Raw genomic sequence first — 12,423 nt, forward strand, 5'->3', positions numbered from 1 at the left:
TACGGCCGCGCGGTACGCACTCACGCCGCGGTGTACGCGGTGGACGTGGCGTGGCGGCCGAGGTCCCGGTCACCCGCACGCTGCTTGAGTTCTTCCTTGACCGTCTGAAGATAGCTGGTGAACGCCCTCGCCAACGGCGCCAGCCCGTTCGATCGCCAGCTGAGGAAGAAATCGTTGAACAGTGCGCGATCTCCGGCCAGGGTGCAGGCCCGAACCGCTCCGGCCGCCAGCCACGGCCGCGCCGTGGTCGCCGGGACGAGGGCGACACCGAGACCGGCCGCGACCGCCTCGTTCACCGCCGTGCTGCCCCGCAACTGCGCAACGTACTGCGACCCGCCTGGTAAGCCGCCTACCAGGTTCCGCATCACGGACAGCGAGAAAGAACCCTCCTCGCGGATGACCTTCGGCAGGCGAGCGAGGGTCTCGACAGGTACAGGCTCCGGAACTTCCATTCCGGCGGGGCGCACGACGATGAGGAACTCGCGGTAGAGCAGGTCCGACGCGAGTCCGGGAATGTTCCGCGGCCGCGGACCGACCGCGATCTCGATGTCGCCCGCCTCGATCCAGCCGGCCAGCTCCGTGGTGTTGCCGATGCGGACCTCGACGACGACCTGCGGGTATCGGCGGTTGAACTTCGAGATGACCTCGGGCAGGACGAAGTTGCCGGCGCTGTCGACCGCGCCCACCCGCACCACGCCATGCTCGGCCGTGCGGAACTGCCGGCCCGCCTCCTCCAGCTCGGCGAGCGCGTGCAGCACCTGCTGAGCGTATCCGTACAGCACCTCACCGGCCTCGGTCAGGTGGATGCGGGGTTGCGAGCGAACGAACAGTGGAAAGCCGCAGTGCTGCTCCAGGCGTCGGATCTGCGTGGACACATGCGGCTGGGAGACGAAACGATCCTTCGCCACCGCGGAGAAGGACTGGCTGCGGACGGCCGCGCAGAACATCTCCAGCATCTGGATGGATATGGCCATCATCAACGCCTATCAGGCGTGATTGACGGGCCCCGCAAGCCGGCGTTAACCCTCGCCTTCGCTCGCGTGGAGATCGGCACACGGTGAGGTGACCGATCCACAGCCTCGGCACACGCCACCGGGCGTTCAGCGCGAGGCGACACAACCGTCTCCGTTCCACGACCCGCGCGTCAACAGCCCCGGCTATACGTGTTTGTCGCGCATTCGGCTGCGTTATACCCGCATCACAAACGCGTCGGTATGGCCGAAGGCCGGCCTCGGACAGACTCAAGCCGCGCCCGAAAGCGCGCCTGATGCCGGCCGGCGGCCGACTCGCCGGGTCAACTACCTCACGACGTTTGCTGGATGGAGCCGACGACAGTGGATACTCCTCGAACCGACAGCGCCGACCTGATCAGTCGGCGGCGGATTCTCCGATGGGCTGCCCTGGGGGCCGGCGCGGCGGCTCTGGGGCCGGCCTTGGCGGCCTGCGGCGGCGACGCCTCGTCGCCGAGCGCCGCGGCGAGCGCGGGGCCGAGCGGAGTCCTGCCGCCCGTGCCCAAGAACGGCAAGAACTTGCCCGTGCTGAAAATCGGCGTGGCCAGCCTGCCCACCACCATGGATCCCAGCCTGTCGCCGGGCAACGCGAGCATCCGGATCCACTGCAACGCCTTCGAGATGCTGGTCCTGGCCGACCAGCGCGAGAACTACGCGCTGAAGCCGATGCTGGCCAGCAGCTACACCAGGGTCGACGATCGGACCCTCGAACTGACGCTGAACCCGGCGGCCAAGTTCCACGACGGCAGCCCGCTGACGGCCGAGGACGTCAAGTTCAGCTTCGACCGCATGAAGCAGAACATCCCCGGCATGCAACTGACCGCGTCGCTGATGGCCAACATCAAGACGGTCGACGTCGTCGATCCCGGCAAGGTCAGGGTGACCGGGAACGCCCCGGATCCCATCCTCGAGGAGCGGCTGTCGTCGGCCTGGGGTTCCTGGATCATCCCGAAGGCCTACTACGAGAAGGTCGGCACGAACCAGTTCGGCCTCAAGCCGGTGGGGACGGGGCCGTACAAGGTGCAGGAGTTCACCGCGCAGCGCGTCGTGCTGACGCGGTTCGAGGACTACTGGGGGCCGCGCCCCGTCGCCGACAGGATCGAGTACGTCCTCTACCCGGAGGTCGCTCCCCGGATGACGGCGCTGTTCAACGGCGAGGTCGACATCGCCACCCAGATTCCGCCCGACCAGCTCTCCGCGGTGTCCAACCGCCCCGGCTTCAGTGCCAAGAACGTCGTACTGGAGAACATGCACCTGTTGACGGTCAACCCGTCGGCGCCCGGGCTGTCCGACCCGAAGCTGCGACAGGCCCTGAGCCTGGCCATCGACCGGCAGCTGCTGGTCGACACGCTGTGGGGCGGCCAGGCGAAGGTGCTGCGGGGCCACCAGTTCCCGCAGTACGGCAAGCTGTACGTTGACGACTACCCGCTGTACCCCTACGACCTGGAGAAGGCGAAGTCGCTGGTGCAGGCGTCGTCGTACCAGGGCGAAGAACTCGTCTACGAGCTGACACCGGGGTACTACACCAACGCCGACGTCGCCGCCCAGGCCGTGGTCAGCATGTGGCAGAAGATCGGCGTCAAGTGCCGCGTCACCAACGTCCAGACCCAGACCAGGAACAGCATCGGCACCTGGTCGAACTCGATGCGCTTCCCCGACCCGCTGGGCGGGCTGTGGCTGCTGTGGAGCCCGGCCGCTGGCAACACGTGGTGGAAGGGCGGCGACCCCGACTTCACCGCGACCGGTGAGGAGATGGCGCGGACCATGGACGACTCGCAGCGCAAGTCGCTGGCCAAGAAGCTGATGCAGACGTGGGACACCGTCGTGCCGGGGATCCCGCTGTACTACCCGTTCGAGACGACCGCGGTACGCGACGGGCTCAACTGGTGGCCCTACGCATCGCAGATGATGGACTTCACCGCGGCCAACTTCTCGGTGAGCTGATGGCGCTGCTCGAGGTGCGCGACCTGCGGACGCACTACGTCACGAAGCACGCGGTGACGCGGGCGGTCGACGGCGTGGACCTGACCATCGGTGCGGGCGAGAACGTGGGCGTGGTCGGCGAGTCGGGTTCGGGCAAGAGCACGCTCGGCCGATCGATGCTGCGGCTGGTCGACGGCCGGCGGGCAAGGATCGTCGCCGGATCGGTCCGCTTCGAAGGCGTCGATCTGTTGCGGCTGTCGCGCAGGCAGCTCGACCGGGTGCGCGGCGGCCGGATCGGCGTGGTGTTCCAGAACGCGCAGTCGGCGCTCAACCCGGTGTTCACGATCGGGAACCAGATCGCGGAGTCGCTGCGCGCCCACACGGAGCTGACCCGGCCGCAGATCAGGCGACGCACGACAGAACTGCTCGCGCAGGTCGGGGTGCCCGACCCTGACCTGCGCCGCGGCCAATTCCCGCACGAGCTCTCCGGCGGCCTGCAGCAGCGGGTGGCGATCGCGATCGCGTTGGCCTGCGGGCCCCGGCTGCTGATCGCCGACGAACCGACCACCGCCCTGGACGTGACCATCCAGGCCCAGATCCTGGCCCTGCTGACGCAGATCGGCCGGGAGACCGGCATGGGCGTGCTGGTCATCAGCCACAACCTCGGCGTCATCGCGCAGGTGTGCACGCGGACGCTGGTCATGTACGGCGGGGTCGTCATGGAAGAGGGACCCACCGACGACCTGTTCGACACGCCGCGCCACCCCTATACGCAGGGACTTCTGCGGTCGGTCGCGAGCGTCGACTCCGTGCAGGAACGGCTCTACACGATCCCCGGAGCGGTCCGCCGGCTGACCACCCCCACCTCGGCCGGGCCCGTGCCGGCCTGCCGGTTCGCCGCCCGGTGCGAACATGTCGTGCAGCGCTGTCGTACCGCGGAGCCGCCGCTGCTGACCGAGCCCGACGGGCGGCGGGTCCGCTGCTGGCTGTCCGGCGCTGCCCGGGAGGCGGAGCATGCCGGCGCCTGACAGTGTCCCGCTGGTCGAACTCGCCGGCGCGAGCAAGGTCTACCTCTCCGGCCGGCGGCTGGGGCGCCGGGGCGTCGGCATCAGGGCCGTGGACGGGGTCACGCTGTCCATCGACGCCGGCGAGACCCTTGGCGTCGTCGGGGAGTCGGGCTGCGGCAAGTCCACCCTCGCCGGCCTGCTGATGGGTCTGATCACCCCGACGGGGGGCACGGTCCGCTACCGCGCCCAACTCCTGCGTGGCAGAACCCTCAAGGAGTATCGGCGGCACGCGCAGATGGTGTTCCAGGATCCCTACTCGTCGCTCGATCCGCGGATGACGGTCCGGCGTAGCGTCGAGGAGCCCCTACGCATCCATACGCGGCTCACCGGTCGGCAGCGGTCGGAGGCCGCGGCCGAGGTGCTCAGCCACGTCGGTCTTGACGTGACGGCCCTGGACAGGTATCCCCACCAGTTCAGCGGGGGCGAGCGGCAGCGCATCACCATCGCCCGCGCGATGATCCTGCGTCCCCAGCTGCTCGTCTGCGACGAGCCGGTCTCCGCGCTCGACGTGTCGGTGCAGGCACAGATCCTGAACCTGCTCCTCGACCTGAAGGCCGAGTTCGGCCTGACCACGGTGTTCGTCTCGCACGACATGGGCGTGGTCCGCCACGTCAGCGACCGCGTCGCCGTCATGTACCTGGGCCGCGTGGTCGAGATCGGCAGCCGGTCGAACCTGTTCGAGCGGCCCGAACACCCGTACACCCGTGGGCTGCTGGCCGCCGCGCCGCGCTTGCGCCGGCACGACCGTAGCGCCCCCGCGCCGATCGCCGGTGAGGTCCCGAGCCCGGCCGATCCGCCGCCCGGATGCGGGTTCCAGACCCGGTGCCCGGTGGTGATGCCGGTGTGCCGCCGGGAGATCCCCCCGCTGCAGCCGCGCCGCACCGGGCATCACGTCGCGTGCCACCTCGACAACGGCGATCCGGCGTCCATCGGGGACGCGGCATGAAGGCGTACCTGCTCGCCCGGGTTCTGCGCGCGATCATGACGATCTGGGTCGTTCTGACGATCGTATTCTTCCTGTCACACCTGTCGGGCGACCCGACGCAGTGGCTGCTGCCCGACGACGCGAGCGCACGGGACCGGGCCGCGCTGCGCGCCTCGCTCGGGCTGGACCGTCCGATCTGGCAGCAGTACTGGGACTACCTGGTCGGCCTCAGCCATGGCCGGATGGGCACCAGCTACGCGTACCATCGCCCGGTCTCGGACCTGTTCCTGCAGCGGGCGCCGTACACGGTCGCGCTGGGTGGGCTCGCGCTGCTCGTCGCCGTCGTCGCCGGGATTGCCCTGGGCACACTCGCGGCGACGAAGCGTGGCACCGTCATCGACCGGCTGAGCATGACCTCGGCCGTAGGCGGCGAGGCGATCCCCGACTTCGCCCTGGGCATCCTGCTCGTGCTGGTGTTCAGCCTGACGCTGCACGTGTTGCCCAGCGGCGGCTACTCCTCGCCCCAGCACTACATCCTGCCGGTCGTGACCCTCGCGGCCGGCGCCACGACGGGTGTGGCCCGATGGACCCGCGGCGCCATGGTCGACGTGCTGGGCCAGGACTACCTCGAAACGGCCCGGGCCAAGGGAATCGGCGAGGTCAGGGTGGTCCTGAAGCACGCGATGCGCAACTCGCTGATCCCCGTCGTGACCGTTCTCGGCCTGCAACTGGGCACGCTGATCGGCGGCGCGGTGGTCGTCGAGACCGTCTTCGGCTGGCCCGGGGTGGGCTCGCTGATCGTCGCCGCCGCGCAGAGCAGAGACCTGCCCGTCATCCAGTTCGGCGTGCTCGTCGTCGCCGGCACCGTCGTGTTCGCGTCGCTGCTCGTCGACCTCAGCTACGCCCTCCTCGACCCCAGGATCCGCATCCATGCTTGACGCGAACGCCCCGGGCCGCCGGTCGGTGCTGCGCCGGCTGCCTGCCGTCATCTCGACGGTCCTCCTGGCGCTCATCGCCCTGTGCGCGGCCGTCTTCCCGATGATCGCCCGGGTCGACCTCGGCGCGACGGACCTGCTGAACCGCCTCAAGCCACCCGTCTTCGAACCCGGCGGCAGCTGGGCACACCCGCTCGGCACCGATCCGTTGGGCCACGACTACCTGGTGCAGCTCATCTACGCCACCCGCAACTCGCTGGGCATCTCGGTGGCCGGCATGCTGATCGCCACCGTCATCGGCACCCTCATCGGCATCGTCGCGGGCCTGTGGGGCGGGATCGCCGACGCGCTGCTGGCGTTCCTCGTCGACGTCCGGCTGGCGGTACCCTCCATCGTCATCGCGACCGCGTGCGCGGCATTCTTCGGATCCACGCCCCAGTCGCTGATCCTCATCATCGGCCTGACCGGGTGGGCGGGGTTCGCCCGGATCGTTCGCGGTGAGATCCTTCGCCTGCGGGAGCTCACATTCATCGTCGCGAGCCGATCAATGGGCGCCTCCCGCGGCCGGATCCTCGTGGAGCACGTGCTGCCCAACATCTCGTCGCTGCTCATCGTGAACGCGACGCTGCAGCTCAACAGCTTCATCCTCCTGGAGTCCGGGCTGTCGTTTCTCGGTCTGGGCCTGCAGCCGCCGAACGTGTCCCTCGGACTGCTGGCGAGCAAGGGCCGCGACTACCTCATCGATCAGTGGTGGCTGGCGGTCGCGCCGTCGCTGGTCATCGTTTTCGTCATCGCCCAGCTGACGCTGCTCGGGGACCGGCTGCGCGACCGGAGCGACCCGAGACTCAGACCCACCTCGTAAGACCGCAGTCAAATACCAGCACAGTCAGGAGAATCACCAGTGGTCAATGTGATCGCTCATCGCGGCTTCTCGGCGGTCTACCCCGAGAACACCCTCACCGCGTTCCGCGCCGCGATGGAGCTGGCCGTGGAGTCGATCGAGTTCGACGTCCACCTGACCGCGGACGACGAGTTGGTCGTGATCCACGATCACACCCTCGACCGCACGACGTCGGGCACCGGTGCGGTCAGCCAGTTGACGCTCGAGGACATCCAGCGGCACAACGCGGCGGCCGGCTTCGACCTGCCGGCCGAACCAGTGCCCACCCTGGGCGCCGTGCTCGACCTGCTGGGTGGCCGGACCCGCCTCAACATCAACGTCAAGCCGGAGAACAGCACGCGGAAGCGCCTGATCGACGGCGTGGTGAAGGCGATCGGCCAGCGCGACCTGGCCGACACGGCGTACATCGCCGGCGAGGAGGAGAGCCTGCGCCTGGCCCGGCAGCTGAACCTGGACGCCGGCCTGTGCAACCTCGACGTCGAGCCCGCCGCGACGCTGCTCAAGCGGTCCGTCGCCATCGGCTGCGAGCTGATCCAGCCGGGGCACGCGGTGGTGTCCAAGGACATGGTCACGGCCGCGCACGAGGCCGGCGTCGAGGTCAACGTCTTCTGGGCCGACGAACCCGCCGAGATGCGGCGGCTCATCTCGATGGGCGTGGACTCCATCCTCACCAACCGGCCCGACGTCCTCATCGCCGTGCGGAAGGGCCTCGGCTGATGACGGTACGAGTGGCCGCGGTGCAGCCGCCGCTGGAGCCTGACGACGACCTGGCCCACGACAAGACGATCAAGCGCGGCCTGGCGCTCGTCGTCGACGCGATCGAGCACGGCGCCCAGATCGTGTGCCTGCCTGAGTACTTCGCGGTGATCGGGCTCGACCGCCGGGATCCCGCGCAGCAGATGCGGTTGGCGGACGCGGTGCTGGAGCGCTGCCGCGAACTGTGTCCCGCTGGAGTGACCATCCTGTGCCCAACGGTCGAGTTCGCCGGCGAACACCGGTACAACACCACGTGGGTGCTCGACGGAAACGGCCGCGCCGACCTGTACCGCAAGACTCACCTGACCAAGAGCGAACGCGTCCGCCGGCGGCTGGTCCCGGGAGACACGCTGTCGGTGTTCGAGGCGTCGGGACTACGGTTCGGGATCGCCAGCTGCTACGACATGTACTTTCCGGAGACGGCTCGGGTGCTGGCCCTGGCCGGGGCCCGAGCGATCTTCTTCCCCGCCCTGCAACGCGCCGAATCACTGGAGACGATCCAGCTGCAGGTGCGGGTACGCGCCCTGGACAACTGCGTGTTCGTGGTGCGCTCGGCATTCGGCCATCCCGCGCAGGCGGCCGTCCGGCAGGGCATCACGCTGGGCGGCACCTGCGTGGCAGATTGGGAGGGAAGGCTGGTAGCCGACCTCGGCGTACGCGAGGGCGTGCTCTACTTCGACGTGCCGACCGCCGCCCCGCCGGCTCGCCTGCGCTCCTACGAGGGCGAGCCCGATGATCCGGCCCGATACCTGTTCGAGGACCGGCGACCGGAGCTGTACCGGACGATCAGCGAGGTGATGCAACACCACTGAGCTCGTGCGGGTCACTCGCGATCATGTTCACGGGCATGCACCGGGCGCGGAGATCCTCGGCGAGCGCAAGCGCACAACGCCGACCGGATCGGCACCGGCGCGCCGGCTACTTCTTGTTCTTCTTGCGCGGCTTGACCGTGATGTGGATCGGCGTGCCGGTGAACTCGAACTCCTCGCGCAGCCGGCGCTCGACGAAGCGGACGTAGCCGGGGTCCAGCACGCCCGTCGTGAACAGCACGAACTTCGGCGGCGACACGCCGGCCTGGGTGGCGAACAGCACGCGCGGGGCCCGGCCGCCGCGGACCGGGTGCGGGGTGGCCTGCACGAGCGCGGTCAGCCACTGGTTGAGCTGGCCGGTCGGCACGCGCCGCTCCCAGTTCGCCAGGGCGGTGCGCAGGGCGGGGGCGAGCTTGTCCACGGCCCGGCCGGTGAGGGCGGAGACGTTGACCCGCACCGCCCACGGGACGCGGCGCAGCTCGCGGTCGATCTCCTTGCCCAGCTGGTAACGCCGGTCCTCGTCGACGAGGTCCCACTTGTTGAACGCGATGACGAGGGCCCGGCCGGCCTCGATCACCATCGAGATGATGCGCTGGTCCTGCTCGGAGATGACCTCGCTCGCGTCGAGCAGGACGATCGCGACCTCGGCGGCCTCGATGGCGGCGTTGGTGCGCAGGGAGGCGTAGTACTCCGTGCCGCTCGCGTGCGACACGCGCTTGCGCAGCCCGGCGGTGTCGACCATGTGCCAGGTCTCGCCGCCGAAATCGACGAGGCTGTCCACGGGGTCGACGGTCGTGCCGGCGACCGAGTCCACGACCGCCCGCTCCTCCTTGGCCAGCTTGTTGAGCAGGCTCGACTTGCCCACGTTCGGGCGGCCGACGAGCGCGATGCGGCGGGGGCCGGCCTCACGGACCTCGACCGGTCGGGCTTCGGGAAGGTTCTCCAGGATCTTGTCGAGCAGGTCCCCGGAACCGCGACCGTGCAGCGCCGACACGGGGAAGGGCTCGCCCAGGCCCAGGCCCCACAGGCTCGCGATCTCGCTCTCGATGCGGTCGTTGTCGACCTTGTTCGCCACGAGGATGACCTTGCGGCCGGAGCGGCGCAGCATGCGCACGGCCGCCTCGTCGTCGGAGGTCGGCGGGATCGTGGCGTCGACGACCAAGAGCACGACGTCAGCGGTCTGGGCAGCGATCTCGGCCTGCGTGGCGATGGCCTTGGCCCGCTCGCGCGCGTCGGGCAGCCAGCCGCCGGTGTCGACGATCGTGAAGTGCCGGCCGGTCCACTCCGCGTCGTAGGCGATCCGGTCCCGCGTCACGCCCGCGACGTCCTCGACGACCGCCTGGCGGCGCCCGAGCACCCGGTTGACCAGCGTGGACTTGCCGACATTCGGCCGGCCGACGACGGCGACGATGGGCAGGCTCAGTTCGACGTCGTCCGGCTCGCCATCGACGGCCTCCCGGGAGACGTCCATGGGCGTTGCGTTCATGCCGTCACCTTGTCGAGCATGCCTCGCAGCCGCTCGACCACCTCGTCGATGCCGAGCGAGGTGGTGTCGAGCACGACGGCATCCTCGGCCTGGCGCAGCGGATCGGCGGCGCGGGTCGAATCGAGCCGGTCGCGCCGCGCGAGGTCGGCCGCGGTGGCCGCATGGCTGCTCGCGTTCTCGGTGCTGCGCCGGCGGGCACGCTCCTCGGCGTCGGCGGTGAGGTACACCTTCAGGTCCGCGTCCGGCGCCACGACCGTGCCGATGTCGCGCCCCTCGACGACGATCCGCCCGGCCTCGGCGATGATCGCCCGCTGGTGCGCCACGAGCAGCGCGCGCACGGCCGGCACCGCCGCGACCGCCGACACCGCCCGGGTGACCTCGGCCCCACGGATCTCCTGGTCGACCGGGGCGCCGTCGACGCTGATCTGCGGCGCCGCCGGGTCCGTGCCGATGCTCAGCTCGACCCCCTCGGCGACCACCGCGATCTTGACAGCGTCCCCGAGGTCGACGTTGTCGCGCAGCACCGCATAGGTGACGGCCCGGTACATCGCGCCGGTGTCCAGGTAGCGCGCGTCGAGCGCCTGGGCGACCCGGCGGGAGATGGTGGACTTGCCGGAGCCGGACGGCCCGTCGACGGCAACCACCAGTTGCCGGCCCTCGTCGTGCACGCCCGTCTCCTCACGCAGATGACTCGATGAAGCCCTTCAAAACAGTACTTGACCCGCCGATGACGCCCGCCCACGGGAGGCGGCCGTCACATGCCGTCACGGATGGTATGGCACGCCGTCGCCGCACCCCGGACCGCAGCCTCGCCGCACCACAGCCCGCCTTCCGCCACACTGCCGCCACCGGCTCCACCGCACCCGCACGCCGCACTCCGCCACACCGCCGCTGCTGGCCTCGCCGCGCCACACGCCGCCCTCCGCCATACCCCCAACTACAGGTCTCGCCGCGCCACAGACCGCGCTGCGCCATACCGCCGCTGCGGCCTCACCACACCGCGGGCCGGTCTTCGCCACCGATCCCTCACCACACCGCGGGCCGTTCTCCGCCACCGATCCCTCACCACACCGCGGGCCGTTCTCCGCCACCGACCCCTCGCCGCGCTCCCAGCACGGCCGGGCCCGCACCCGGCGCTCCCTCAGCAGGCCGTGGTCCCGTCACACGGCCCCGCCAGTTCCGACATTTCGGATATTTCGCCAATTTCCGGAATGTTGCATTCGACGCCATCCGCGGAACACGCCGCATTCCGGACCGCCCCGGGCGGCAGGCACGGCTCGCCCATCTCCCGATCCGCCTCCGGCAGCCGCTCCAGCACCGTCTTCGCCACGTCCATGAGCGCGTCCACCTGCTCGGGTAACAGCGCGTCGAAGAACCAGTGCCGCACGTGAGCGACGTGCCGCGGCGCCGCGGCCGCCACCGCCTCCCACCCGGCCTCGGTCAGCACCACGAACGCGCCGCGCGGGTCGTCCGCGCAGGGCTCCCGCGCGACGAGGCCACGGGCGGTCATCCGCGTGATCTGGTGCGTGAGCCGGGTCTTCTCCCAGTCGGCGGCGGTGCGCAGCTGGAACACCCGCAGCCGCCCGCCCGGGGCCTCGGAGAGGCTGGCCAGCACCGCGTACTCCGCGATCGTGAGCCCTGTCTCACGAAGTAACTGCCGCGCCACGCGGCGTTGAATCTCGGCATTCAGGGCAATGAACCCGCGCCAGGCCCGCTGCTCCCGCTCGCCGAGCCAGTCCGGATCCGTCACGGAGTGAAGTCTACGGGTATGGGTGACACGTCACCGTCGGTCTGCGCTATCGTCTCGGTGACACGTCACCCTTCCCCGGTGGCGACTCCAGGAAGAGGAACCGCTACATGACCAAGGTCGGAATCATCCTCGGCAGCACGCGCCCCGGCCGGAACGGCGAGGCCGTGGCCAAGTGGGTGTACGACATCGCGAGCCGGCGCTCGGACGCGGAGTTCGAGCTGATCGACCTGCTCGACTACAAACTGCCGCACCTGGACGAGGCCATCCCGCCGTCCATGGGCCAGTACGCGAACGAGCACACCAAGCAGTGGTCGGCCAAGATCGCCGAATTCGACGCGTACATCTTCGTGACGCCCGAGTACAACCACTCGACCAGCGGCGCCCTGAAGAACGCGATCGACTTCCTCTACACGGAGTGGAACAACAAGGCGGCCGGCTTCGTCAGCTACGGCTCCGCGGGCGGCACCCGCGCCGTCGAGCACCTGCGACTGATCGCCGGCGAACTGCAGATCGCCGACGTACGCGCCCAGGTCGCCCTGTCGCTCTTCACCGACTTCGAGAACTTCAGCGTCTTCAAGCCGGGCCAGCAGCACGAGGCGACCCTGAACACGGTCCTCGACCAGACCGTCACGTGGGGCAAGGCCTTGGCCACGGTGCGCAACAAGGCCTGATCCTTTTCCCTCGTACCACCGGTGCTCCCCGGCCACACCACCGGGCACCTCACCCCGACCGGCGGGCTACCGTGCCAGCCCGCCGGTCGACCAAACCACCCCGACCAGCAAGCCCGCCTGACGCACCACCCCGGCAAACCGTCGCGACCAGACTTCCGCCGCCACTTCCCCAGCCCGCCGGCCAACCCCA

12 protein-coding genes are annotated in these 12,423 nt (G+C 69.8%); 8 read left to right on the plus strand and 4 right to left on the minus strand.

All coding sequences use genetic code 11. The features are described 5' to 3' along the window. Positions 1-20: 20 nt before the first annotated feature. The gene (locus ACQPY0_RS44625; RefSeq protein ID WP_432975091.1) at positions 21-977 is read right to left on the minus strand and encodes a LysR family transcriptional regulator; all 957 of its coding nucleotides are present in this window, start codon (positions 975-977) and stop codon (positions 21-23) included. A 342-nt stretch (positions 978-1,319) separates the two neighbouring features. Here ACQPY0_RS44625 and ACQPY0_RS44630 point away from each other — a divergent pair, with 342 nt between their 5' ends. The 7 genes from ACQPY0_RS44630 to ACQPY0_RS44660 are packed head-to-tail and all read left to right on the plus strand — an operon-like array spanning position 1,320 to position 8,329. Next, positions 1,320-2,954, plus strand: a complete 1,635-nt coding sequence (locus tag ACQPY0_RS44630) for an ABC transporter substrate-binding protein (RefSeq protein ID WP_432975094.1) — start codon at positions 1,320-1,322, stop codon at positions 2,952-2,954. Further along, positions 2,954-3,961: an ABC transporter ATP-binding protein gene (locus ACQPY0_RS44635; protein ID WP_432975097.1), complete on the plus strand. Its 1,008-nt coding sequence runs from the start codon at positions 2,954-2,956 to the stop codon at positions 3,959-3,961. Before ACQPY0_RS44630 ends, ACQPY0_RS44635 begins: the two co-directional genes overlap by 1 nt. Beyond that, complete coding sequence (locus ACQPY0_RS44640) at positions 3,948-4,946, plus strand: ABC transporter ATP-binding protein (RefSeq protein ID WP_432975100.1); 999 nt, start codon at positions 3,948-3,950, stop codon at positions 4,944-4,946. The genes ACQPY0_RS44635 and ACQPY0_RS44640 overlap by 14 nt, the downstream gene beginning before the upstream one ends. Continuing rightward, positions 4,943-5,863 carry an ABC transporter permease gene (locus ACQPY0_RS44645; RefSeq protein WP_432975103.1) on the plus strand — a complete coding sequence of 307 codons (921 nt, stop codon included), beginning with the start codon at positions 4,943-4,945 and terminating at the stop codon, positions 5,861-5,863. Before ACQPY0_RS44640 ends, ACQPY0_RS44645 begins: the two co-directional genes overlap by 4 nt. Then, the gene (locus tag ACQPY0_RS44650) at positions 5,856-6,722 is read left to right on the plus strand and encodes an ABC transporter permease (RefSeq protein WP_432975106.1); all 867 of its coding nucleotides are present in this window, start codon (positions 5,856-5,858) and stop codon (positions 6,720-6,722) included. Before ACQPY0_RS44645 ends, ACQPY0_RS44650 begins: the two co-directional genes overlap by 8 nt. Positions 6,723-6,761: 39 nt before the next feature. After that, the gene (locus ACQPY0_RS44655; protein WP_432975109.1) at positions 6,762-7,478 is read left to right on the plus strand and encodes a glycerophosphodiester phosphodiesterase; all 717 of its coding nucleotides are present in this window, start codon (positions 6,762-6,764) and stop codon (positions 7,476-7,478) included. Further along, positions 7,478-8,329 (plus strand): carbon-nitrogen hydrolase family protein, encoded by an 852-nt coding sequence (locus ACQPY0_RS44660; protein WP_432975112.1) that lies wholly within the window; start codon positions 7,478-7,480, stop codon positions 8,327-8,329. Before ACQPY0_RS44655 ends, ACQPY0_RS44660 begins: the two co-directional genes overlap by 1 nt. A 106-nt stretch (positions 8,330-8,435) precedes the next feature. On the opposite strand, the gene der is transcribed toward ACQPY0_RS44660, so the two are convergent. The 3 genes from der to ACQPY0_RS44675 form a co-directional block, all read right to left on the minus strand. After that, positions 8,436-9,797 (minus strand): ribosome biogenesis GTPase Der, encoded by a 1,362-nt coding sequence (gene der / locus ACQPY0_RS44665; RefSeq protein ID WP_432995615.1) that lies wholly within the window; start codon positions 9,795-9,797, stop codon positions 8,436-8,438. Between the two features lie 11 nt (positions 9,798-9,808). Next, positions 9,809-10,480 carry a (d)CMP kinase gene (gene cmk / locus ACQPY0_RS44670; RefSeq protein WP_432975115.1) on the minus strand — a complete coding sequence of 224 codons (672 nt, stop codon included), beginning with the start codon at positions 10,478-10,480 and terminating at the stop codon, positions 9,809-9,811. Between the two features lie 473 nt (positions 10,481-10,953). Then, positions 10,954-11,562 (minus strand): MarR family winged helix-turn-helix transcriptional regulator, encoded by a 609-nt coding sequence (locus ACQPY0_RS44675; protein WP_432975118.1) that lies wholly within the window; start codon positions 11,560-11,562, stop codon positions 10,954-10,956. A gap of 107 nt (positions 11,563-11,669) precedes the next feature. Here ACQPY0_RS44675 and ACQPY0_RS44680 point away from each other — a divergent pair, with 107 nt between their 5' ends. Further along, complete coding sequence (locus ACQPY0_RS44680; RefSeq protein WP_432975121.1) at positions 11,670-12,233, plus strand: NADPH-dependent FMN reductase; 564 nt, start codon at positions 11,670-11,672, stop codon at positions 12,231-12,233. The last annotated feature ends 190 nt before the right edge of the window (positions 12,234-12,423 follow it).

The sequence above is a fragment of the Dactylosporangium sp. CA-233914 genome, from assembly GCF_050942935.1.
In the GTDB taxonomy this organism is placed as follows: Bacteria; Actinomycetota; Actinomycetes; order Mycobacteriales; family Micromonosporaceae; genus Dactylosporangium.